General features: G+C 53.2%; 14 protein-coding genes, 3 tRNA genes and 3 rRNA genes. 3 read left to right on the top strand and 17 right to left on the bottom strand.

Annotated elements, in window-relative coordinates; genetic code table 11:
* Window positions 1-416 precede the first annotated feature (416 nt).
* Window positions 417-493: transfer RNA gene (locus SB13_RS12315), tRNA-Asp, on the bottom strand.
* Window positions 494-619: 126 nt separating this feature from the next.
* Window positions 620-1,354, bottom strand: a complete 735-nt coding sequence (dnaQ, locus tag SB13_RS12310) for a DNA polymerase III subunit epsilon (RefSeq protein ID WP_026740635.1) — start codon at window positions 1,352-1,354, stop codon at window positions 620-622.
* Between dnaQ and rnhA the strand changes: the two genes are divergently transcribed.
* On the top strand, window positions 1,308-1,874 hold the full coding sequence (gene rnhA, locus SB13_RS12305) for a ribonuclease HI (RefSeq protein ID WP_026740639.1): 567 nt from the start codon (window positions 1,308-1,310) through the stop codon (window positions 1,872-1,874). The genes dnaQ and rnhA overlap by 47 nt on opposite strands.
* On the opposite strand, the gene SB13_RS12300 is transcribed toward rnhA, so the two are convergent.
* Window positions 1,871-2,593 (bottom strand): class I SAM-dependent methyltransferase, encoded by a 723-nt coding sequence (locus SB13_RS12300; RefSeq protein WP_026740634.1) that lies wholly within the window; start codon window positions 2,591-2,593, stop codon window positions 1,871-1,873. The two genes, rnhA and SB13_RS12300, sit on opposite strands and share 4 nt — an antisense overlap.
* Window positions 2,594-2,636: 43 nt before the next feature.
* On the opposite strand from SB13_RS12300, the gene gloB reads away from it, so the two are divergent.
* Window positions 2,637-3,392 carry a hydroxyacylglutathione hydrolase gene (gene gloB, locus SB13_RS12295; RefSeq protein WP_026740633.1) on the top strand — a complete coding sequence of 252 codons (756 nt, stop codon included), beginning with the start codon at window positions 2,637-2,639 and terminating at the stop codon, window positions 3,390-3,392.
* A 70-nt stretch (window positions 3,393-3,462) separates the two neighbouring features.
* The gene (gene mltD / locus SB13_RS12290; protein WP_026740632.1) at window positions 3,463-4,851 is read left to right on the top strand and encodes a murein transglycosylase D; all 1,389 of its coding nucleotides are present in this window, start codon (window positions 3,463-3,465) and stop codon (window positions 4,849-4,851) included.
* Window positions 4,852-4,999: 148 nt separating this feature from the next.
* Here mltD and SB13_RS12285 read toward each other — a convergent pair whose 3' ends face one another.
* From SB13_RS12285 to SB13_RS12210, 14 genes are all read right to left on the bottom strand, one after another.
* Window positions 5,000-5,785, bottom strand: a complete 786-nt coding sequence (locus SB13_RS12285; RefSeq protein ID WP_026740631.1) for an endonuclease/exonuclease/phosphatase family protein — start codon at window positions 5,783-5,785, stop codon at window positions 5,000-5,002.
* A gap of 696 nt (window positions 5,786-6,481) precedes the next feature.
* Window positions 6,482-7,276, bottom strand: coding sequence for a hypothetical protein (locus SB13_RS12280; protein ID WP_026740630.1), 795 nt, complete (start codon window positions 7,274-7,276; stop codon window positions 6,482-6,484).
* Window positions 7,277-7,366: 90 nt separating this feature from the next.
* Window positions 7,367-8,821 carry a radical SAM protein gene (locus tag SB13_RS12275; protein WP_026740629.1) on the bottom strand — a complete coding sequence of 485 codons (1,455 nt, stop codon included), beginning with the start codon at window positions 8,819-8,821 and terminating at the stop codon, window positions 7,367-7,369.
* On the bottom strand, window positions 8,821-10,095 hold the full coding sequence (locus tag SB13_RS12270) for a glycosyltransferase family 2 protein (RefSeq protein ID WP_026740628.1): 1,275 nt from the start codon (window positions 10,093-10,095) through the stop codon (window positions 8,821-8,823). Before SB13_RS12270 ends, SB13_RS12275 begins: the two co-directional genes overlap by 1 nt.
* 1,497 nt (window positions 10,096-11,592) lie before the next feature.
* Entirely contained in the window at window positions 11,593-12,522 is a 930-nt protein-coding gene (locus tag SB13_RS12260) for a sulfotransferase family protein (protein WP_051616494.1), read from the bottom strand.
* Complete coding sequence (locus SB13_RS12255) at window positions 12,506-13,816, bottom strand: aminotransferase class III-fold pyridoxal phosphate-dependent enzyme (RefSeq protein WP_026740626.1); 1,311 nt, start codon at window positions 13,814-13,816, stop codon at window positions 12,506-12,508. Before SB13_RS12255 ends, SB13_RS12260 begins: the two co-directional genes overlap by 17 nt.
* Window positions 13,817-13,841: 25 nt before the next feature.
* Window positions 13,842-15,317, bottom strand: a complete 1,476-nt coding sequence (locus SB13_RS12250; protein ID WP_026740625.1) for a GMC oxidoreductase — start codon at window positions 15,315-15,317, stop codon at window positions 13,842-13,844.
* 210 nt (window positions 15,318-15,527) lie between these two features.
* Window positions 15,528-16,907 (bottom strand): alpha,alpha-trehalose-phosphate synthase (UDP-forming), encoded by a 1,380-nt coding sequence (locus tag SB13_RS12245; RefSeq protein ID WP_051616495.1) that lies wholly within the window; start codon window positions 16,905-16,907, stop codon window positions 15,528-15,530.
* Window positions 16,904-17,707: a trehalose-phosphatase gene (gene otsB / locus SB13_RS12240; RefSeq protein WP_072000251.1), complete on the bottom strand. Its 804-nt coding sequence runs from the start codon at window positions 17,705-17,707 to the stop codon at window positions 16,904-16,906. Before otsB ends, SB13_RS12245 begins: the two co-directional genes overlap by 4 nt.
* Window positions 17,708-19,686: 1,979 nt before the next feature.
* Window positions 19,687-19,763 (bottom strand) — tRNA-Asp (locus SB13_RS12230).
* A 65-nt stretch (window positions 19,764-19,828) separates the two neighbouring features.
* Window positions 19,829-19,944, bottom strand: a 5S ribosomal RNA gene (gene rrf / locus SB13_RS12225).
* Between the two features lie 104 nt (window positions 19,945-20,048).
* Window positions 20,049-22,957 (bottom strand): 23S ribosomal RNA (locus tag SB13_RS12220).
* A 224-nt stretch (window positions 22,958-23,181) separates the two neighbouring features.
* Window positions 23,182-23,257: transfer RNA gene (locus tag SB13_RS12215), tRNA-Glu, on the bottom strand.
* 137 nt (window positions 23,258-23,394) lie between these two features.
* Window positions 23,395-24,936 (bottom strand): 16S ribosomal RNA (locus tag SB13_RS12210).
* The 16S, 23S and 5S rRNA genes sit together here with 2 tRNA genes alongside, the layout of an rRNA operon.
* Window positions 24,937-25,128: the final 192 nt, after the last annotated feature.

The raw sequence follows: 25,128 nt of genomic DNA, 5'->3' as shown, positions 1-25,128 counted from the left end.
AGAAAATTATTAAAACAAAAAATTACATAGAGTTACTTAAGATAAGGCATGCAAATTATTTTAATTCGATAGGTCATAGAACCTTAGATCGTGTAGCGTGACGCCACTCCGCATTTCAAGGGGTGTAAAAACTGATTAACAGTTTATCCATTCACGGTTTATCTGGTTTTTTGCCAAAAAGATTGAAAATGCTTGGCTACGCTTCTGCCATGGGGATTAAAAATGGCGATGAGGTGGGGGTGAGTCTACAACGTACGGCGGGATTCTGCTTTCTAGCTTCCAGGCAATTGAGCGCCGGAGGCCTCGTCATAGCAGCCATGTCAGTGCATTGAGGAGACAAAAAAAAGCCGCATACCGGTAAAAGGGTATACGGCTTTTTCATCCAAGATGTTGAAGAACACCTTGGGAAAGATAAGTGGCGGAACGGACGGGACTCGAACCCGCGACCCCCTGCGTGACAGGCAGGTATTCTAACCAACTGAACTACCGCTCCACTCTGCGCTCTGTGAGCGGGTTGAATACTAGAATGGCACCCTTATCACGTCAATGCTTTTTCTCGCTAACCGACTCTGTTTGCTCACATTTCCAGCGCGGAGCCCGTTTTTATTCACCGCGGCGGTTAATCACGCCACAGGCAGCTGCCGCCTTTCTTCACGATCAGATCGAGTCGCTGTTCATGCGCCATGACTTCGTCATCGCTGGCGTAGATTACCGGCAAGGCGGACGCTGGACGCACGATGCGCTGAATGGTGTCTGTCTGATTAGCCTGCTGTGCCCCTTCGTTATCCATTGAAAACGCAAGCGACCGCTGGCCGCCGGTCATTGCCAGATAGACTTCCGCCAGTATCTCGGCATCCAGCAACGCGCCATGCAGCGTACGTTTGCTGTTGTCGATCAGATAGCGGTCGCACAACGCATCCAGGTTGTTACGTTTGCCGGGGAAGAGCTTACGGGCCAACAGCAGGCTATCCGTAATTTTGCAGAAGGTTTCCGTCTTCGGAATATCCCGCTGCAACATCCGGAACTCGTAGTCCATAAAGCCGATATCAAACGCCGCGTTATGGATGACCAGCTCGGCGCCACGGATGAAATCCATAAAGTCGTCGGCAATGTCGGCATAGGTGGGTTTATCGACCAGGAATTCGTCGCTGATACCGTGAACATTGTAGGCTTCCGGATCGATCAGGCGATCCGGTTTGAGGTAAACATGATAGTTGCGGCCGGTCAGACGACGGTTAATCACCTCAACGGCGCCGATTTCGATGATGCGATGACCTTCGTAATGAACACCCAACTTGTTCATACCCGTGGTTTCAGTATCCAGGACGATTTGTCGTGTTATTTCAGTGCTCATCGTTTTCGTTTATGTCAGACTTGTGGTTTTCAGCATGGACAAGAGTCTACCAGAGATGCGTAAACAGGTAGAAATTTTCACCGACGGCTCCTGCCTCGGCAACCCCGGCCCCGGCGGATACGGCGCGGTATTGCGCTACAAACAGCACGAAAAAGAGCTCAGCGCGGGTTACCGTCTCACGACGAATAATCGTATGGAGTTGATGGCGGCGATTGTTTCGCTGGAATCGCTGACGTCGCCGTGCGACGTGACGCTCAGTACGGACAGCCAATACGTGCGTCAAGGGATCACCAGCTGGATTCACAACTGGAAAAAACGCGGCTGGAAAACCGCCGATAAAAAGCCGGTCAAAAATGTGGATCTCTGGCAGCGGCTGGATTTAGCCATCCACCAGCACACTATCCAGTGGGAATGGGTGAAGGGGCATGCCGGTCATCCGGAAAATGAACGTTGCGATCAGCTGGCGCGTGAAGCCGCGGGTGCGCCGACGCTGGATGACGTCGGCTACAAACAGGATTAATCCGGACCACGACGATAGCTTTTCGTCACCCCCACCGGGCTGCGCATCGGCGTTTTTTTCCGTCGGGAGCGCATCGGCGTCGGCGTCAACGGCACCGTACGTTTACGCGCCACAATCAGGTTTAAACATCCCAGCAGCGGCAGATGATTGTTCCAGCGCCCCTGCCCTTGCTGACGCCAGGGCAACGCATGCAGGCTGGTATGAAGCACAATTTCATAGTTGAGCAGGTTCAGCCAGTCCTGCAAGCGCATCTGGCTGAACATCCGACTGCAATACGGCTGCCGACGCCGAATCCCCGGCACCATTTTTCCCAACCCCATCAGACTCATCGGATTAAAGCCGCTGATAATAAGCCAGCCGTCGTTGATCAGGACACGATCCACTTCCCGCAGCACGCGGTGAGGATCGCTGGAGTAAGCCAATGAGTGAATCAGCAGGCAGGCATCTACAGACTTCTCTACAAACGGCAGCTGGCACGGGTCGGCGATGACATCCGCACGCGTACGATTCAGGGTGACATTGATCTGATGCGGGATCGCGCACTCGACGCTGGTTAACTCAGCGCTGAGCGCGCCGACTTTGACCAGATGAAAACCAAAAATCTTCGGCCACCACGGCTGTAGCGCGTCATCGAGCGTATCGCGGTAGAATGTCCCCCAGGGGATGGAGTCCCAAGAATCAGGAGCCTCTACAGTCTGGACGGTTTGTGCTGGCTTCATGTTCTAGTATCTTCCACAGGTAACTGCAAACAGAGGACTCACCATGAATCTTATCAGTGTTCCCGCACTCAAAGATAACTACATTTGGTTGCTGAGTAATCAACAGAAGCGATGTGTGATTGTCGACCCCGGTGAAGCCGCGCCAGTGCTGACGGCGCTGGAAGAGCACCAGCTTACGCCGGTCGCCCTCCTTTTAACCCACCACCATCAGGATCATGTGGGCGGTGTAAAATCACTGGCCGAGCGCTTCCCCGACATGGACATTTACGGTCCGCAGGAAACTTCCCGCAGCGGAACGACACATAAAGTGAAAGAAGGCGACATGCTGACGCTGCTGGACTCGGAATTTTCTATTTTTTCCGTCCCAGGGCATACAGCGGGGCATATCGCGTATTATAGCGCTCCATACCTGTTTTGCGGCGACACGCTGTTTTCCGCTGGATGCGGACGTATTTTCGAAGGCACACCGGAACAAATGTTTGAATCGGTTAGCAAACTTTCCCAGCTACCGGATGAGACTTTGGTGTGTTGCGCTCATGAATATACGTTGTCAAACCTGGAGTTCGCCCATGAGTTATGGCCGGAGGAACCCACAATCGCCGACTATCTGCTAAAAGTCAGACAATTAAGGGAAAAAGGGCTGCCAACAGTCCCCACAAACCTCGGTTTTGAGCGAAATATTAATCTTTTTTTACGTTGTCATGACACTGATTTACAAAGAAAAATATTTAACGATGTGAGCACCAGGGGCGATTGGCAGACATTTGCGCAACTAAGGGCCATGAAGGACCACTTCTGAAGGTTTTAGTTGTACGCAATGACCAATCAAAGTATGATCGTTCGTCTTTTGAGCAACTGTTGACAAAAATATGAAGGCTAAAGCGATACTTATCGCCTCGGTCTTGTTGGCAGGCTGCCAGGTTTCACCCCATGATACCTCCCAGCCCAAACAACATGCACAGAGTCTGTCTTCGGCCAGTCAAAGTGAAACAGGAAAATACGCCGATGGTCGAGAGACCGGGGCGCGATGGTTGGATGATGACAACCTCGCGCAGCAGGACCTGTGGAACTTAATTAGTCGTGAGCTGAAGATGGAGGTTCCGGAAAACGCCCGGATCCGCGAACAGAAACAGCGTTATTTGAAAAATAAGAGCTATCTCCACGATGTAACATTACGGGCAGAGCCGTACATGTACTGGATAGTCGAGCAGATTAAGCAACGTAAAATGCCGATGGAACTGGTACTGCTACCCATAGTGGAGAGCGCTTTTAATCCAAACGCCCAATCGTCGGCCAACGCCGTTGGATTGTGGCAGATTGTCCCAGGAACGGGACGTCATTATGGATTGCAACAAGATAAATGGTACGACGGACGCCGCGATGTCGCCGCTTCCACGACGGCAGCATTAAATATGATGCAGCGCCTTAACCGCATGTTTGATGGAGACTGGTTACTCACCATCGCCGCCTACAACAGTGGCGAAGGCCGTGTGATGCAGGCCATCAAAGCGAACAAGGCAAAGGGNCGCCCAACGAATTACTGGTCACTGGCGCTCCCTTACGAAACGTCGATTTACGTACCCAAGATGCTGGCTTTAAGCGACATCTTGAAGCATAGCAAAAAATACGGCCTTGACCTGCCGAAAACGAATGAAGAACGTGCCCTGGCGCAAGTGGACTTAGGACAGCAAATGCAACTGACCCAAGCCGCCGAGCTAGCCGGTTTACCCGTCACAAAATTGAAAAGCTACAATACGGGTTATAAACAGAATGTGACTGCGCCTAACGGGCCGCATTACATAATGGTACCGAAGGCACATGTCGAGCAGTTGAAAGACTCGCTGGCAGAAGTAGATATTGCGGCGGTTCAGCCGACGCGTCTGGCACAAACAACCCGGGGTTCTGAATATAAAGTCCGTACTGGCGATACGTTATCCGCCATTGCCAAACGGCTCAATGTCAGCACCAAAGACCTGCAGAACTGGAACAACCTTCGTGGTCACACAGTGAAAGCAGGTCAGACGCTTCAGGTCGCGAAAGCTTCTTTCGCCACGGCAGGGTCTGATGCCAGCACTAAAAATAGCTCGATCATCTACCATGTTCGTAAAGGTGACTCGCTGGCAAGTATCGCCAAACGTCACGGTGTCGACATCGCAGATGTGATGCGCTGGAATACGGTCATTAACAAAAATGCCAATATCCAGCCGGGTGACAGACTGACCTTGTTCGTCAGCAAAAAACGGTCTCCCGATTCCTGATCGGTCACGTAAAACAAAAACCTCTCTTCGGAGAGGTTTTTTTATGGGCGAAATAGTGTTACCGAAACAGGAAGCTGGAACAGAGCTCAAGCGCTTGCTCGTAAAGACAGGTATCCCCCACAGGGCGTCGTCGCAATCACCGTCCCGACTACAGGCTGAACTCCACCCGCAGAGGATTGTGGTCGGAGGCGTCCGTAACCAGTACCGAGGAGTGCGCCACGTCCAGCTCACGATAGAACACGAAGTCCAGAGGCCGGCCGAACGCCCTGCGCCGCTGATCGTTGCTGAACGTCACCTCTTTTAATCCCATAACTCCGGCAAAACGGTACAGGGCGTTGCTTCTCGGTTGACTCCAGGCGTTAAAGTCCCCCGCCATTATTACCGGTCCGCGGTGGTGGTTCAGATGCTCCCCGATGGCCTGTAGCTGCTTGGTGTAGACCTCTACGCCGAAGCTGAAATTCACGGCGTGGATGTTAACCGCCATCAACGAACGTCCGTCGTGCAGAGGGTAGATCGTCACCAGCGCAGATTTAGACAGTCGAAGCAGCGGCTCACGCTCACGCAAGGGGCAGCAATACATCGGTTGCGCGGCAGAGAGCGTCATCACGCCCGACGGGTGCTGCGGAAGGAAAAATGCGGGAACCTGATCGGCGGCAGGATAGTGGGAAGTGGCGAACTGAATTAACTCCGGCGAACTCTGCGCTTCCTGCAATAGCATAAGCTGCGCGTTATTGCCGAAGCCCTTCAGCACCGACAGCCAGTCCAACCGCTGTTGTTTGAATATGTTCCATACCAGAAGACGCAACACGCCATCGTCCAGGGGCAACGGACCCGATAACACCGGCTGCCCGGCATAATGCATTACCACCGGGGGGAAAATTCTCTCCACAGGCTGCCCGGCAACATATCTCATGGCATAAGTTTTCTTTCGCACGTCTCGCCTGCTATCAAGATGACAGAGTGTCAGCTACTGCTTAATGCAACAGTGATAGTCCAGTTATAGGGGCTTTGCCTGTGAGTTTCAACAGCAGATTGGAAAACGACGGGAGCCCGTTGGGGAGAAATTCCGAGTAAAAACGCCCTTGTTTATTTCCGGGAAAATAGCGAAAAAAGCCCTTATCGCAAGCACATAGGTGACAGGAGCGCGGCGCTAAAAACAGCCGTGTGATGTCCCATCACGCATAATGTAATAAGAAACTACACCCCCCTCATTATCATGAAAGCGAGCACCCGCCGCGGCCAGCAACGGTGGGCCCAGTCCCCGCTGCACACTTTTCTGCGTGCGTTCTGCCATTTGATGTGAAGACCCCTTTTTTATCAGGGAACAGACAGACATGTTGAGCATGGTATGGGCGCTCGCCAGTTCGATAGGTGAACATCCGCGGGGAAAGGCGCTGTCACCGTCAACGGGGTTGAGCAGTCTACTGTTGAGCCGCTTCATGCATTGACGAAGCAGACCGTTCAAAAACGTGTAGCCGCTAGTTCGCTAGCGCGAGTGCTCTCAGCGAATTGAGCGCATAAAAATGCCCTGAACGGAGGGGGCAGGGCATTTGGATTGACGGCCAGACGGGTCCTCAGCCTTTTACGGCACGGTTTCGCTGAGCATCAACATCTGGGGCGTGCTTGAGAGCTAGTCGCACGTCCCGCATTCGGCGACGGAGATATAGTCCGTGTAGATCTGCGGCGAGCCAGAGAACGAGGCCAGCTTCTTCCACTCTTCATACATCTGCTTAGTGTCGCGATGCGCCTGAGCGAACTTATCGGTTTCCTGCGTGCCGATATCCGCCTCCGGATAAAAGACCGTCAATGCCTCCACGCTCTCTATCTCCATCATGACGACATACTGATCCAGCCGGTTGCCGCGCTCCCCTTTCAGCAGATGAAACTTCCAGTCAGGATAGTCCTCTATACGGTGGTGATTCTCAGCAATAAAGCACTCGAACTCGGCGGGGGTGACGCCCGCTCGCAACGCCAGATTATGGATACCGATCACCCGCGCGGTCCCCGTCCCTTGATGATAACGAGGACCCGGTTTGACCGTACTTTTGTTGTTTTCGGCCAATAGCCGATAGTCGGTAAACAACGTCGGCAGTTCCGCGAAAGTGGCCAGATGTTTCCACNCTTCGAGGATCCCCTGCGCCTCGGGCGCCTCCTGCCAGAACTGCCGAGCCAGCGCCGTCGGGTTGCCGTTTTCATCGACGTACAGGTCACGCGCCTCAGCGTTTTTCATTTCGAACAGCATCAGATATTGATCGGTACGCTCACCGCGTAGCCCGCGCAACAAGGTCCAGCGCCATCCCGGATAAATCGGCAGTTGAACGCCTTTATCACGCACAAAGGCTTCGAATTGCGCGTTGGTGACGCCAGCTTCGGTATCGATGCCGATGTAATAAAAACTGAATACACGAGAAGAGAAATTCTGCATCACAATCATCCTTATGCGCCCTTACCGCGCCGACGGCAGAAGCCACCGGCGGCGGGTTTTCGGCGTACGCTCCGTAGGTTCCAAGATCCCTCATCCGACGCCGTGAGGCGTCAGACTCGCGGTCTCGAACTGCGTGTTGATAATGGCTTCTACCAGTACTCGCCCTTCCGGCGAGAGGGTGACCACCGCGTTGTCCACGGTCACCAACCCTTTTGCTTCCAAGTGGGTCAACGCCGCCGAGATGGTGGGGTTGTCGAAGAAGCTCTCCCCATCAAAGCGTTTTTTGTAGACCGCATCATCGACAGGGATCAGCGTCGACAACGCCATCTTGAAGGCATTGACGCGCTGCTGATGCGGGGAGAACCCGCGGACCGAGCCGCACGGCAGACGCCCCGCGTTCAAGGCTTCGCGGTACTCGTCATACTCCGTCAGGTTGATCATCTCAGAGCGACGAGACTTGGAGCTGCCGCCCAGCCCTATCGCGACCTCGGGATATTGTTTGTCCAGATCGGTGATCAGGCTTTTCCATTTCTCCGGCGGCAAATCACGTTTGTGAAAATACATGGTGGGATGTTCGAGATAGTCGTCGGCCAGATAGCTCTCCACCAGTTGACGCATCTGATACTGTTTCCCCAGACTGGGCATTTCGTTATCGCCCAGCGAGATCAGTTTGCGCTGCCAGAGATTTTTCCGTTTCGCCGAGACGCCGCTGCGGGTTTCCATGAATTCTTTCATATGCAGCTTGGTGCATACCACATGCGACAGATCGTACTTCTTGACCATCTCCATGTCGTACGCCACATCATCCACTTTCTGCCCCATCAGCCCATACATCAGGTCGATGGTGATCAGCTCGTACCCCATCGCTTTGGCATTTTCCAACGTGGAAAAACACTCCGCCGCCGTATGTCTTCTGCCGCAGGCATGGATAAGGCGATCGTTAAACGACTGCGCGCCAAACGACAGCTTGGTGAACCCCAGCTCCTTCAAGATAGCGAGATAATTTTCAGGCAGGCTGCCCGGCTCGCCTTCAAACCGCAAAGTGGCGGAGGAGAAGTTGAAGTTCTCCTTGTAAAACGCCATCAGCCGCCGTAATTCGGCTTCCGGCAGCAGCGAGGGCGTTCCGCCGAAAATATTGAATTCCCCGACGGGCGTACGGCTCAGGCTCGGGACATGTTCCAGCCACATCTGAGCCTCTTTGATGTTGAGATCCACCACTTCGCTAAACAGCGCGCCCGCCTTTGCAGAATCCGGGTTGAGGATCACGGTGGGAAACTGGCAGAAGTGGCACTTGTAACGGCAGGTAGGGATGTATGCCCAGAGATGGATCCGCTCTGCCTTGCCGACTTCCACCTCCATGTCCGCATGAAACGCAGAAATCGGATAATCCTCAATATCACCGGGGAAAACGTGGCAACCAAAGGGGTCCTTGACAACATAGTCGAGCAGCTTCGCATTCTCTTCCTTCGCCAGCACCTCACACACTAACGGCGTGGGGTATCGGCTATCGAGATCGAGCAAGGTGTCGAGATGGCTCTTGTTCATCAAAACNCCCCGCCATTAGCAAAATAGTTGTGCGCTTCGCCCGACTCGCGGTCTTCGCAGAAATAGTAAACGAAGCGCAGGAAGNCTTTTTCATCCACGGTATCGAAACAAGCGGGCAGCGGCGGCGCGGAGCCGATATCTTCGCCGACAAAACGCCGCAGCGAGTTGAAGATCTCATGTCTGAATTCAAAATAGAGTCGGAACGCCGGGGTTTTGTAGGCATGGATCGGCTTGAAGTCGACGACGCTGGTTTCATACTTGATTTGGTAAATACGTCGATAGAGACTTTCCGCCACCTCCGGCGTGAAGAACTCAATGACTTCGGGGTTGTCCACCAGCAGCGACGGATTCAGTAGCACCGGCAGTACGATATTTTTCGGTATGTAGTCTTTGATCGAGTTGAACCAGGAGACTTCAGCCTGTTCGGGCGACAAGTCCTGATAGTTTTCCAACGCATGCTCCGTCGGGCGCACATCCTTCATGATGATGATGCCGTCTTTCCCGTAGGCAGTCCCGTTCATCACCTCGTAGAGCAGTGTGTCCACCCTTCGGCTGTTGATTTTGACGTAAGCTTCGGGCGCATAGACGGGTTTACCGCCGCAGGCGATGACCTTGATGCCGAAGTCCCAGTCGTCGGAGAGATGTTCGACAAAGCGCCCGCCTTCCAGCTGGTAGAAAATCTCAATGCCGCCCACCGCATCGTACATCCGCTTTTCGACCGCAAACCCTTTGCCATCAGGAAAACCGCCAAACAGCGAGAACGAAAAGNGGCGACAGCGCAGGGTTTTATCAATTTCACGGTACAGGTTAGGCCGTAGCTCGAAATCTCGTTTATCGTAGTAGTAATTACAGGTGCCCAGATCGCCGTGCTGTTCGATCATGGTATAAACCAGTTCGTCTATCCAATACTTATCCACTTCGCAGTCCGCATCGGCGGAAACGATATAGTGCTTGTTATCGATACCGTATTCGATATTACGGATACCCGCGCGCTGTGAAGCGTAATCCATGCCTTTTTTTCTGGCTGAAGAAACGCCCTGCGTAGTTTCATTAATGATATGTACAGTCAGGTCTTTATATTTATCCTGAGCTGCTTTGACTTTCTGAATAGAGTCATCGGTCGAATTATTATCAACGATAATTAATTCCATATTATCCAGGGTAAATATGCCGTATTTCGATGTCTGCCGATAAATAGAATCAATGACTGCTTCAATGCGATTCCCTTCATTATAAACGGGCAGCACAATGGATATATAAGTTTCTTTACGCATAACAACTCCCTATTACACATTAAAAACGTGGCCAAATATCTTGTTGGAAATGAGTTTTTCCCCGATATGGAAATTATGTTTCGCGATGAACTCTCGTTTCGACTTGTCGGCAACCAATCCATAAACACGTTGCACAAAATCATCATCCGGCCAGCCATCCTGGTCGGCTGAAATCGTCATCAGTTCGGTTTGAAAACCGTACTGACCGTAAACCTCGTCGTAATACTCATAGCGGGTGGCGATGTAACNCCGCTGGTGGCTGATCGCTTCCCCAATCGGATTGCCGTAGCTGTCGTAGTCGTACGATGTGAGAAAGGAGACGATATCGCAGGACTCATAGAGATCCTGAACCGTATACGCATCGCCGCTTTCGTCGATAAAGTCATGCTGTAATGCGCCGATGAAGTGGACGAATCGCGCCATTCCCAATTCGCTGACATAGTCTTTCAAATAAGTAAAATAGCGAGCATCTTCTTGCTCTCCCCCCGCAATAATTAAATAGACGCAGGGCTCTTTATTATTTTTGACGCACAGCTCATTAAGTTTTTTAGTCAGATAGATATCTCGTTCCAAACGCTTCACAGGAACAAGCCGAGTCGTGCGCGCAATCAGAATATCGTTCTCTGAAATTCCGAATTCGGGGCGCAGGGATTTCCGCTTTTTATCGCCTTCGAAACAGTAGCAATTACGCATGACGTCGATATTGACTCCGCTCCATTCACTAAGCTTGCTGGCGAGGGCATCATTAAGCGTGACGTAATTGATATATTTCGTAGGAATCGGTTTCACGGCATAGGGCCAGGGTTCGCCGCCATATTTCCCACAGGCCGTTTCGCTGTTCCACATGAGATCGTGGTCGCGCCAGAGCACGAAACATCCGAGATCTTTCTCTTCGCCGTAAGCGGCAATCGCTTTATACAGCGCATGGGTATAAACAATATTCTCGGGAAGCGTGCCGTTTTCAACGACGACATGGGTAATGCCTAATTCACGCCAGGTCTCTACAATGCGCTCAGATAAGACGTCAGCGACCGCATGAACGTCCGCCAGCTTCTGCGCCTTTTGCGCCTCGCTGGAAGGAAGACTTCCATTGATCAACAGGTTATTCACGTCCTCGATAAAATACGGAGTGTAACCAGGCAGCTCGCCCTCCCCCGTCGCTCGCACCACCGTAAAGATCTGACCAAAGGCGCTCTTCTCTTTCTGCGTATAGGGCCTGCCGAAATTGCCTTTATCGATCTTGATGTCGAACCCAAGATCAATGAATGACTCGAAGCCTCTCTGATTGAGGCAGGAGGCCAGCTTGNCCGCTTCCACGGTGATACCGGAAACCGCGACGCCATCAAATGAAATGAATATGGCCCTATTCTTTACATCCATGAGTCCTTCCTTAGCTTAATTGAGTAATTCAGAACGACCTGAGTACGGCGCGCGCCGGGCCCGAGGTATAAAATGAACATCACCCGTCATTGAGGCGGTCTCGCGCAAGGAGCAGGTCTAGCGCGATTCGTCCGAGAGCGTATAACCCAGCCGTTTCAGCTGCGGCCCCGCCACCGCCTCGAACTCGGCGATCTGACGCTCTGACAAATCACGCTGATAACGCCCGACCGGGGACGTGGAGATCGCTTTAGCGGCGGCTTCGGCGGCGGGATGATCCCAGGGATTTTCGAACAACACATGCGAGACCTCGTGATGCGCCAACACTTGGTCGCTCCATTCAACGCCGATAAAATCGGTCATCCGTTTGATAACCTCTGCCGGCGAGGTCACCAGATCTTCATAGCGAATCTCCAGATAGCGCCCCTGCGGCGCCACGGTCACGGGCCGGGAGACGATCTCGACCCAGCCGCGCGCCATTTCCGATGGCGTTTTGTATCCCCACTTAGGGACGGAGTTGAGGTGGGAAGCGAAGAGATCTCGGCCATCACGGACGATATGGATAAACCGCGCTTCGGGCCAAATCCGCGCAAAATCATCAATGCGGGCGATTTTGCGCTGCAACTTTTGGCCCCAGAACAGCCCGCCGTATTTCCTGAGCCGATAGGCGCCGATCTTCTCGATCAGATAGCAGCGATCGACGAAGCGGCTAAGATCGCTTTTTCGTTCGGCCATCGCGGCCTCGACCAGTTCGATCAGGTCGTCGTTCGGGACGCCGGAACGCTGGCACTGCTTCACAAAGTGCGCGCCATCAAACCAGAACGGATCTTCCGTCTCCGTGCCCGGGCCGAGCACCCGGGGATCGTTGGCGGAGAGCAGCCGCGCCGCCTCCAGGATGTGCGGTCCCAGATCGAGCGGCTCAAGAAAGTCGATTTCAGGCGCGACGACCAGATCGGGATGCGCATCCAAAATAATACTTTGCAGCGTCGTCCCCGACCGATTCTCCCCGCCAAGCAGCACGGGCGCTTTGACGTTAGCTTCTGGCTTCATAGGACCCTCGACGAAAATTCAAGGCGTGAACGACATCCGCTTCCAGATCCACCTCAAAGGCCACGCCGAACGCAGAGCGCGCATAGTCTTTCCGCCGCTTCTCGTCAATCACGCCCGTGTCGCCGCCGGTGTCGTTGCCGGACGCTTTGACGGCCTCCAGCGACGCTTTGAAAATGGACACCGCGTGCTCCAGCTCCGACTGACCAAAGGCGAAATTGATCATGTGCGTACCGTTGCACTCTAAAAACAGGCCATGCGCGAAGCATTCGGCCGTCACCGCATCGGCCACCTTGGCATTGGCGAAAACCGTTTTAAACATCAGCGGCGGGCCGGTCACCCAAAGGGGTATGCCGACCTCATCCGCCGCCAGCTGAAGCCGGCGAATCAACTCAGCGCCGATTTTCAGCGCGGCGTCGTGCGGTCGCTCTTCCCTGAAGATCCGCAGCGCCACCAGCGCGGCCGCCATCGAAGTCACCTCTTTGTTGTAGGTGCCCGCCAGCCCGGCGGCGTCGTAGGCGTTGATCAGATCCGCCTTTCCGGCGACAGTCGAAAGCGCGAAGCCGTTGGCGAGGCCTTTACTGACAATCATCAAATCGGCATCCACCCCGCCATCTCCGTGAACGCCATGCGCGCCGTAACGCAGGCCGGACATCACCTCATCGAGAATGAAGGGAACCCCGGCGGCGCGGCACAGACGCCCCATCTCGTTAAAATGGCTTTCCGGGAACCAGCCCAATTCAGGCGTGACGATGACGGCGGCGATACGGTCTCGCGCCACATCCAGCGCGGTAGAGAGCGCCTGCAGGTTGTAGCCAAAATGGAAGACATCCGTTTCCTGGTCGTAGCAAAGCTGACCAAACTGACGATGCCAGTCGTGCCAGCCGTGGTAACCGCTGGACAGGACGATCCGCCGTCCGGTGTAAGCTCTGGCCATTCTGATCGCCGCCGAGGTGCCGTCCGATCCCGTGCGGAAAAAGACCGCCTTTTCGACGCTGGGGTAGCGCGCCACCAGCTGCTCGGCCAGCTCGATTCGCTGCGGGGACAGCGTGGTCGGAAAGATGATGCCGCGCGACTGAATCTGATCGACCACGGCCTGATCGATCTCATGACGCCGATGGCCGAAAAGTACGGTGCCGTTTGACGAGGTCATGTCCAGAATCGTTCGACCATCGCAATCCTTTAGCCAGGCGCCCTTGGCGCTTTGCACTACGAACGGCGGGCGAGCGGAAATGTCGTACTCGCGGGCGGCGGTTGACGCGATCGCCCGTCGTAACTGCTGCTGATTATTGTCCATCGTGTTTATCGCTCCTGAGTGGGGTTCAGCGCATCGCTACGGCCATGCGTCGCGCGTTGGCCATAATGGTGTGGGTTGGATTTGAGTTTCCGGCAAAGGTCATGACGGAGGCATCCATGACGTAGATGTTGTCGTAGCCGTGAACAAGACCTGCGACGTCGACGACCGACCGCGTGGCATCCGTCCCTGCCCGCGCCGTGCCATGCAAATGCGAGCCGCCTTTGTTATGCACAGACGGTTCACGCTCTATCGTCTTCGCGCCGGCTTCTCTCAGAATTTCCTCCGCCCGGGCCGCCATAAAACCAATACGCGCCAAGTCGCTGTCGGAGTTTTTGTAATTGAACTTGATCAGCGGATTGCCAAATTCATCCTTGTGCTCATCGAGGGTGATGCGGTTGTGAGACCACGCCTCTTCGCCCGCGAGATAGTGCAGACGGATGCGGCCAATGTTGCGCAGCGGTTCCGGGGAGGCCACCTCATACAGCAGGCCGCCAATTCCGGTCGGCACGTCGGCGTTCTGATAGAAATCATCGGTGTAGACGGACGCGGGGGCGCCTTGATGCGGGGCGCACAGCCCATCTTCCTTCGCCCAGGCAGGGTTAGAGCCGGTCGTGTAGCCGGTGATTTTGAAAGAGAGGCCGCGGCCAACCAGGTCGTGCTCATTGCCAATGCCGCGCGGGGCCAACACGGAGGTCGAACGCAGCAGCAGCGCGCTGGTCTGAATGGCGTTGCCGCAGCAGATGATCTTGTTGACGGGAATACTTAAATGTTCGGATGAGAATGGGATATAACACTCCGCCGACTGGGCATGCCCTTCGTTGGAGAGCCGGATGCTGTTCACCATGCAGCCGAACAGCACGGTAATGGATCCCGGCAGCGCCGAGTCGTCGATCACCGATCGGTTCAGAATCGACGCCTTGGCGCCCGTGGTACAAGAGCGGCTGTCGCAGGCCGAACAGAATTGACATCCGTTGTCATTTCCCGCCGGAATAATAGCGAGCGGCATATTACGCGGGCGGTAACCGAGCGACGCCATCGCATGAGCGATCTTCTTGCCGCGCGCACTAAATGGATAGCTGCTGACGTCTTGCATCCCCAGCATGGATTCGATGTAGCCGTAGTGTTCTTCCAGATCTTGCAAGGTGATAGGCCAATCCATCTCCATATCCGAATGCAGGTAGCGGCTGATGCGCATATCCACGTCGCGGTAGCGAAAGGTGATGGCGGAATAGAACTGCATACCGCCGCCGACGCAGCAGGCGGTCCACGGATTTCCATCCTGCAGCCCGGTTGCGGTGATGGCCCGGCTGTAGATGGACTGATGCGTCCCCAGCACTTCTCCCGGCGACGCCAGCCCGCCCAGCTCCAGAATCAGGACGTCCTTGCCCTGCTCCGCCAGCGTACGCGCCACCGTCGCGCCGGAAGGGCCGGAGCCCACAATGACGGCATCGAATTGGTCAAAACGTCCTTGATAAGCGCTAATGTGCTTAATCGTTGTCATGGTTCATTGCTCCTTCATTCAAAATTTCATCAACACGTCGGGCCGTCTGGGCCAGGGATCGTTGGCAGTGCCGACCGTCGACAACGCATTCCTTTGCTACGCACGCCGCCGGAAAATCAGTGGCGCGACGCCTTCAACCTGAAGTGATGGCACGTCGTCCATCCGCGATGCCTTGCGCTCGTCGATACGAGACGCAAGCTTGTCGAGCCATCAGGCTCTCAAACACACACAGGGCACGTGTCCCGCGTCGCCTGCCGGGCGTTGCCGCGACAGGTCATCCACAAAACGTCGTAGCCACACGTCGATGGAGGCATGCCGTAAAATGTTCAACATGCTCTGGTGGCGCTCTATGCGTTCTTCGAGCGGCATCATTAAAGCGCGGTCCAGCGCGGCGGCGACTTCGCGCGGGTCGTACGGATTGACGATCAGCGCGGCATCCAATTCCCTCGCCGCGCCGGCGAAGCAAGACAGCACCAGCACGCCGGGATCCGTTTCTTCCTGGACCGCCACATACTCTTTCGCCACCAGATTCATCCCGTCGCGCAGCGGCGTGACGCAGGCGACGTGTGCCTGGCGGTATAGGCCCATCAGTCGCCGGCGATCGCAGTTCTTGTTCATGTAATTCAGAGCCAGCCAGTCCAGCTCGGAATAGCCGCCGTTAATGCGCCCGGCCAGTGCGTCAAGCTGCTCGCGTATTTGCCGGTAGCTGGAGATGTCGTCGCGGGTCGTGGGTGCGAACTGGACAAACTGCACCCGCCGCCGATGCTCGGGGTAATGTTTCAGCAGCAGTTCGAAGGCGCTGAAGCGCTCGGGTAAGCCTTTGGAGTAATCCAGCCTGTCGACGCTGAAGATGGCTTTACGTCCCAGACGACGGGAGACCTGATCGAGCAGATGAAGGTCGGGGGAGTTGTCCTGCGCCAGTTGACGAAGCGGCTCAATCGCGACGCTTATGGGGTAAACGCCGCTTTTGACGATGTCGTCGCTCATCCCCATGCGGCTGGCGTAATCCCGGAAAGCCTGATGATCTTCTTCGGTCTGAAATCCCAACAGGTCGTAATCCGTCATGCTGGAAAACAGCTCACGGTGCGGCGGTATCGTCATGGCGATGACGCTGGATGGGAAAGGGATATGCAGAAAGAAACCGATACGGTTGTGGATGCCAATCGACCGACAGGCTTGGGCGAAAGGAAGGAGGTGGTAATCCTGTACCCAGATGATATCGTCGGGGCGAAGCAGCGGTTTTAGCTGCTGCGCCAGACGACGGTTAACGCGCAGATATCCCTGGTACTCTTCGTTATCGTAGCGCGCCAGATCCACACGGTAGTGGAACGTCGGCCACAACGTGCCGTTGGAGAAGCCGCAATAATACTGTTGATACTCTTCCGCGGTCAGCGCGGTCGTCGCAAAGGTGACGTTATTCAGACTTCGTTCTTCGACGCGGGTCGGACATTTTTCTACTTCGCCATTCCATCCAAACCAGACGCCGCCGCTAAGCTCCAGCGCGGCCATCATCCCGCTGGCCAGTCCTCCCGCCGGACAGTCATCCAGCGCCGGGGGCACGCGATTAGATACCACCACAAGCCGGTTCATCGCGACACCGCCTTATCCGCACACGGCGGGTCGGCGAACGAGGTCAAACACGATAACCACTCCCCGACGGCATCGACACTCGACAGTCGATGCGTCGCGCAGGTAGGGCCGGCGCCGATTTTAATCGCTATCCCTCCCAGCGCCTGCGCAGCATCAAAACCCTGTTCGTCGGTGAGATCGTCACCCACGAAGACGGGGGTTCGCCCCTGAAACGGCGTTTCCGTCATAAACGCCCGCAACGCGACCCCTTTGTTCACGTTCTCAGGTTTTATTTCAACAACGCATTTCCCCAGCTGGGCCGCCCACTGGGGATAATCCTCAATCAGCGCTAAGGCGAGCCGCGTCGCTTCGGGTTCGAATTGCGGACACTGGCGGTAGTGCAACGCCACGGCCGTGTCCCCTTTAGCTTCGAGAAAAGTGCCGGGATGCTGACTGACCCAATACTTCAGTCGCAGACAGAGTTCTGCGGGCAGACTGACCTCACAGCGATGAACCGTCCCGTCTGCACGACGACGTTCCCCGCCATGTATTCCCGCCGCCGGAAACAGCAACGGCGCCAGCAGATCATCGATATCCGCTAAACGCCGTCCTGAGATAATCCCTACAGCGCCATCACAGCCGCGAAACAGCGCACGAAGAAGAGACAAACGCGGTAAGGGAATGGAGGCGTCCTCTGGACGGGGGCATATTTCCGCGAGCGTACCGTCGATATCGAAAAAAAACGCAGAGTCGCAGAGCCTTAACGCCGGTAATGCATCAGGCTGATTCAAGTCTTCATGGTCTTCTGGAGTCACGTTCATAATCCTCTCTTGGTGATAGCGAGTTCAGTACTGATTCGCCAAAAGCAGCCGTATTCCTGATGCCAGTGATTGATTCGTTTAGACTCACCGTGAATCTGCTCACGGCACTTCTTCCCTGAGAGCATCGATATGCAGGGAATAGCGTCTTTCGATGTCACTCACTGACGTGACGATATGGGTTCCTTCCCCCCGACGAGCTTTTGACTTCTGGAAAAGTCGAAGATCATCGGGTACTGCCAGAAATTAAATATTGAATCAGCCCCATCAGATAAATTGGCGGGCCTCAGTTTCTATTGTTATTTCTTTCACCAGATTGAAGACAAGCACTAACTCATCATCCATTTATCGCAATGGGCTTAATTGGCCATAGATTTACTCGCGGTTTTGTCATTATTCACGCACAATGGATTTGCTTTGGCATTAAATAAAAGGTTCTTGAACACCACATTGATACATTCATCAAAAATGTAATTAATCACCCAACTACCCTGAGTAGCATGCCTAACACCCATATACATTCCATGTTAGATTAAACACATCAGCGCCCAATAAAAAACCTTATATATCAAAAGACAACCCACCATTTTGGCAAGGTCCCGCCCATCATAAATTGATAGGATTTTTGAGTAAAAATTAAAGAAACATAAATCCTTGTTTAAATGGATTCTAACCAGGTTAAACCACAAAGCAATTTTTATATTTCGCTTTTTTTCATTACATGGCGCTTATATTGTTACATTTACCCATAATGGTTTCTTATTGGCTATCTATTTAAAACCATAATTTATTAAGAACCATAAAATATCTTTATGCCATTTAAAGACCTGGTGCTTGCCCTCTAAAAATAAACATTAAGGCTTAACCCAGTGAAATGAAAACAAAAAATGAAAAACATACATTTAAATCAATAAAATTGATGCCAGAAAAAATAGGAATATACTGAAAATAATCATTGAATACTGTTCTCGAAAAAGAATAACTCAACGAATACTTCCCCACAATATCCCCTAACATGATTATTAGTTATTCTGAGATAACCTCTCCCCTGAATAAATAATTCATCTAGGCACTTAAAATAAATTGAATCACTACACCCAATAAATATGATTAATTCCGAGATAGTTTCACGATTTTATTGATGGATGATGTGCTTTTCTTCTTATAAACCTGTGAAATTTTATTCTCAGTTGATGTAAGTCGAAATTTGTGCTGACTGTGAGTCTTTACGATGACAATATTCCTTTCAAAACGGCCGCCTTATGACTTATTGTTCGGCCAAAAACGCCATGATAAGCGACAGTAGATATCATCCAGACCATGGAATGATCCTTCAGGACTCAGAGTTTATTACTTTAGGCGTTTGATTAAGTCGTATTATGAGGAAGCGGAGCGTCGGTGGAATATAGCGGAGAGGTTATTGTTCCCGGAACGGGTGGGTATGAGCGGTGGTTTTCCCTCAGCATCTTTTTGCGGGTACTTTGCCTTGATCGCAGCAGATAGCCATAGGGCAATAAAGGGGAAGATTTATCGGGAGGAAGTACACAGAGGTAATGTTCGAACAAAGGGAGCAGGTCATCCGCACGCTGATAATGCCGAAGCAGATAGCACTGGGCAGCTGAAAGCAGCGATTCCAATCGTTTTCATAGGCATCCAGCGAGCAACCAGAGTCGCCTCTCATCAGGCGATCTCAGTAGTCATCTCCATCGCTCACGTCACAAGAAGACTGTATGAAACACAACGGGTTGTTATACCGATGATTTCACTACAGCGAACCGAGACCTTTCAGGGAAAAAGCACGAGCACGCATTTGGTAAAAATAAGGAAGAACCAAAAGAGGCTATGATCTGTGTGGACGTTTTACGATTGAATACTCGCTGATTGTCGCGGGTATTTTGAAGACGAAAAAAAACCGTACCCCTTTTACGGTAGTACGGTTTCTTTTCCATCTGGGTATCAATAACATCCCAGGACAAGATAAGTGGCGGAACGGACGGGACTCGAACCCGCGACCCCCTGCGTGACAGGCAGGNATTCTAACCAACTGAACTACCGCTCCACCGATTCTGTATCGTTACCGGATAACCTGCTTCCAGTAACCGGTGCTATGCACCTTAAATTAATGCCTGGCAGTTCCCTACTCTCACATGGGGAGACCCCACACTACCATCGGCGCTACGGCGTTTCACTGCTGAGTTCGGCATGGGGTCAGGTGGGACCACCGCGCTATCGCCGCCAGGCAAATTCTGTTTCATTCCAGCCGTTACACACTCTCTCCGTGCAACCACCAGAACCAATCTTTGAACAAGCTGAATCGTCTCTCTAAAAACACCTTCGGTGTTGTAAGGTTAAGCCTCTCGGGTCATTAGTACTGGTTAGCTCAACGTATCGCTNCGCTTACNCACCCAGCCTATCTACGTCGTCGTCTTCAACGGCCCTTCAGGGGACTCGAAGTCCCAGGGAAGACTCATCTCGGGGCAAGTTTCCCGCTTAGATGCTTTCAGCGGTTATCTCTTCCGCACTTAGCTACCGGGCAATGCGATTGGCATCACAACCCGAACACCAGTGGTGCGTTCACTCCGGTCCTCTCGTACTAGGAGCAACCCCCCTCAATCTTCCAACGCCCACGGCAGATAGGGACCGAACTGTCTCACGACGTTCTAAACCCAGCTCGCGTACCACTTTAAACGGCGAACAGCCGTACCCTTGGGACCTACTTCAGCCCCAGGATGTGATGAGCCGACATCGAGGTGCCAAACACCGCCGTCGATATGAACTCTTGGGCGGTATCAGCCTGTTATCCCCGGAGTACCTTTTATCCGTTGAGCGATGGCCCTTCCATTCAGAACCACCGGATCACTAAGACCTGCTTTCGCACCTGCTCGAGCCGTCACTCTCGCAGTCAAGCTAGCTTATGCCTTTGCACTAACCTCCTGATGTCCGACCAGGATTAGCTAACCTTCGTGCTCCTCCGTTACTCTTTGGGAGGAGACCGCCCCAGTCAAACTACCCACCAGACACTGTCCGCAACCCCGATTAGGGGCCCACGTTAGAACATCAAACATTAAAGGGTGGTATTTCAAGGTTGGCTCCATGCAGACTGGCGTCCACACTTCAAAGCCTCCCACCTATCCTACACATCAAGGCTCAAGGTTCAGTGTCAAGCTATAGTAAAGGTTCACGGGGTCTTTCCGTCTTGCCGCGGGTACACTGCATCTTCACAGCGAGTTCAATTTCACTGAGTCTCGGGTGGAGACAGCCTGGCCATCATTACGCCATTCGTGCAGGTCGGAACTTACCCGACAAGGAATTTCGCTACCTTAGGACCGTTATAGTTACGGCCGCCGTTTACCGGGGCTTCGATCAAGAGCTTCGCCTTGCGGCTGACCCCATCAATTAACCTTCCGGCACCGGGCAGGCGTCACACCGTATACGTCCACTTTCGTGTTTGCACAGTGCTGTGTTTTTATTAAACAGTTGCAGCCAGCTGGTATCTGCGACTGGTATCAGCTCCGGGAGCAAGTCCCTTCACCAACGCCAGCGTGCCTTCTCCCGAAGTTACGGCACCATTTTGCCTAGTTCCTTCACCCGAGTTCTCTCAAGCGCCTTGGTATTCTCTACCTGACCACCTGTGTCGGTTTGGGGTACGATTTCGTGTTACCTGGAGCTTAGAGGCTTTTCCTGGAAGCTTGGCATCGGTCACTTCATCACCGTAGTGACTCGTCATCACGCCTCAGTGTTAATGATGTTCCGGATTTACCAAAAACATCCACCTACACGCTTAAACCGGGACAACCGTCGCCCGGATAACCTAGCCTTCTCCGTCCCCCCTTCGCAGTAACACCAAGTACAGGAATATTAACCTGTTTCCCATCGACTACGCCTTTCGGCCTCGCCTTAGGGGTCGACTCACCCTGCCCCGATTAACGTTGGACAGGANCCCTTGGTCTTCCGGCGTGCGGGTTTTTCACCCGCATTATCGTTACTTATGTCAGCATTCGCACTTCTGATACCTCCAGCAACCCTCACAGGTCNCCTTCGCAGGCTTACAGAACGCTCCCCTACCCAACAACACCTGAGTGTCGCTGCCGCAGCTTCGGTGCATGGTTTAGCCCCGTTACATCTTCCGCGCAGGCCGACTCGACCAGTGAGCTATTACGCTTTCTTTAAATGATGGCTGCTTCTAAGCCAACATCCTGGCTGTCTGGGCCTTCCCACATCGTTTCCCACTTAACCATGACTTTGGGACCTTAGCTGGCGGTCTGGGTTGTTTCCCTCTTCACGACGGACGTTAGCACCCGCCGTGTGTCTCCCGTGATAACATTCTTCGGTATTCGCAGTTTGCATCGAGTTGGTAAGCCGGGATGGCCCCCTAGTCGAAACAGTGCTCTACCCCCGAAGATGAGTTCACGAGGCGCTACCTAAATAGCTTTCGGGGAGAACCAGCTATCTCCCGGTTTGATTGGCCTTTCACCCCCAGCCACAAGTCATCCGCTAATTTTTCAACATTAGTCGGTTCGGTCCTCCAGTTAGTGTTACCCAACCTTCAACCTGCCCATGGCTAGATCACCGGGTTTCGGGTCTATACCCTGCAACTTAACGCCCAGTTAAGACTCGGTTTCCCTGCGGCTCCCCTATTCGGTTAACCTTGCTACAGAATATAAGTCGCTGACCCATTATACAAAAGGTACGCAGTCACCCTGATAAATCAAGGCTCCCACTGCTTGTACGTACACGGTTTCAGGTTCTATTTCACTCCCCTCGCCGGGGTTCTTTTCGCCTTTCCCTCACGGTACTGGTTCACTATCGGTCAGTCAGGAGTATTTAGCCTTGGAGGATGGTCCCCCCATATTCAGACAGGATAACACGTGTCCCGCCCTACTCATCGAACTCACAATCCATGCCTCTTCGTGTACGGGACTATCACCCTCTGTCGTGCGACTTTCCAGACGCTTCCACTAAGACACAAACTGATTCAGGTTCTGGGCTCCTCCCCGTTCGCTCGCCGCTACTAGGGGAATCTCGGTTGATTTCTTTTCCTCGGGGTACTGAGATGTTTCAGTTCCCCCGGTTCGCCTCGCAACACTATGTATTCATGTTGCGATAGTGCAACGGATTGCACTGGGTTTCCCCATTCGGGTATCGTCGGGTATAACGGTTCATATCACCTTGCCGACGCTTTTCGCAGATTAGCACGCCCTTCATCGCCTCTGACTGCCTAGGCATCCACCGTGTACGCTTAGTCACTTAACCTCACAACCCGAAGGTGTCTCGTAAGACACGCTTCACGCTGCGATTATTTGAGAGACTCTGACACAACCAAATCACATCTCAATACTGCACGGAGAGACATGTTCAGCTGCATCGTTTCAAATTTCAGCTTGTTCCAGATTGTTAAAGAGCAATATCTTAAACACGACTCGTTAAAGTCATCTTTAAGATATTCAGGTGATAATGCCTTTCACTCATTATCGGTATGGCGTCCCCAAGGGGATTCGAACCCCTGTTACCGCCGTGAAAGGGCGGTGTCCTAGGCCTCTAGACGATGGGGACACGAAATCCGACTCAGCCTTCCGGCTCAATCGTTCCGCATCAGCATGAGTCAGAGACTCATCATCAACAGGTGCGCTTTTGCTCTTGCTTTTTCATCAGACAATCTGTGTGAGCACTTCACTAGCACTTCACTTTGGTAAGGAGGTGATCCAACCGCAGGTTCCCCTACGGTTACCTTGTTACGACTTCACCCCAGTCATGAATCACAAAGTGGTAAGCGCCCTCCCGAAGGTTAAGCTACCTACTTCTTTTGCAACCCACTCCCATGGTGTGACGGGCGGTGTGTACAAGGCCCGGGAACGTATTCACCGTAGCATTCTGATCTACGATTACTAGCGATTCCGACTTCATGGAGTCGAGTTGCAGACTCCAATCCGGACTACGACGCACTTTATGAGGTCCGCTTACTCTCGCAAGTTCGCTTCTCTTTGTATGCGCCATTGTAGCACGTGTGTAGCCCTACTCGTAAGGGCCATGATGACTTGACGTCATCCCCACCTTCCTCCGGTTTATCACCGGCAGTCTCCTTTGAGTTCCCGACCGAATCGCTGGCAACAAAGGATAAGGGTTGCGCTCGTTGCGGGACTTAACCCAACATTTCACAACACGAGCTGACGACAGCCATGCAGCACCTGTCTCAGAGTTCCCGAAGGCACCAAGGCATCTCTGCCAAGTTCTCTGGATGTCAAGAGTAGGTAAGGTTCTTCGCGTTGCATCGAATTAAACCACATGCTCCACCGCTTGTGCGGGCCCCCGTCAATTCATTTGAGTTTTAACCTTGCGGCCGTACTCCCCAGGCGGTCGACTTAACGCGTTAGCTCCGGAAGCCACAGTTCAAGACCGCAACCTCCAAGTCGACATCGTTTACAGCGTGGACTACCAGGGTATCTAATCCTGTTTGCTCCCCACGCTTTCGCACCTGAGCGTCAGTCTTTGTCCAGGGGGCCGCCTTCGCCACCGGTATTCCTCCAGATCTCTACGCATTTCACCGCTACACCTGGAATTCTACCCCCCTCTACAAGACTCTAGCTTGCCAGTTTCAAATGCAGTTCCCAAGTTAAGCTCGGGGATTTCACATCTGACTTAACAAACCGCCTGCGTGCGCTTTACGCCCAGTCATTCCGATTAACGCTTGCACCCTCCGTATTACCGCGGCTGCTGGCACGGAGTTAGCCGGTGCTTCTTCTGCGGGTAACGTCAATCAGCGAACGTATTAAGTTCACTGCCTTCCTCCCCGCTGAAAGTACTTTACAACCCGAAGGCCTTCTTCATACACGCGGCATGGCTGCATCAGGGTTTCCCCCATTGTGCAATATTCCCCACTGCTGCCTCCCGTAGGAGTCTGGACCGTGTCTCAGTTCCAGTGTGGCTGGTCATCCTCTCAGACCAGCTAGAGATCGTCGCCTAGGTGGGCCTTTACCCCGCCTACTAGCTAATCCCATCTGGGTTCATCCGATGGTGTGAGGCCCGAAGGTCCCCCACTTTGGTCTTGCGACGTTATGCGGTATTAGCTACCGTTTCCAGTAGTTATCCCCCTCCATCGGGCAGATCCCCAGACATTACTCACCCGTCCGCCGCTCGCCGGCAAGGAAGCAAGCTTCCTTCCGCTGCCGCTCGACTTGCATGTGTTAGGCCTGCCGCCAGCGTTCAATCTGAGCCATGATCAAACTCTTCAATTAAAAGCTTGATTTGCTAAGTTAATAGCGATGCTCAAAGAATTTACTGTTTATTCGTAATGAATTAACTGTTGTTCACTCTTCAAGACTTTTTCGTATCTAGTTGCGATAGTGTCTTGTGAGTGCCCACACAGATTGTCTGATTAAATTGTTAAAGAGCAGGACCACTTTCATGGTCGCGGGCCGCATATACTA

Origin of the sequence: Lonsdalea quercina subsp. quercina (genome assembly GCF_000688695.1) — a bacterium.
Lineage (GTDB): Bacteria > Pseudomonadota > Gammaproteobacteria > Enterobacterales > Enterobacteriaceae > Lonsdalea > Lonsdalea quercina_D.
This window is presented reverse-complemented; position numbering and strand designations above follow the sequence as displayed.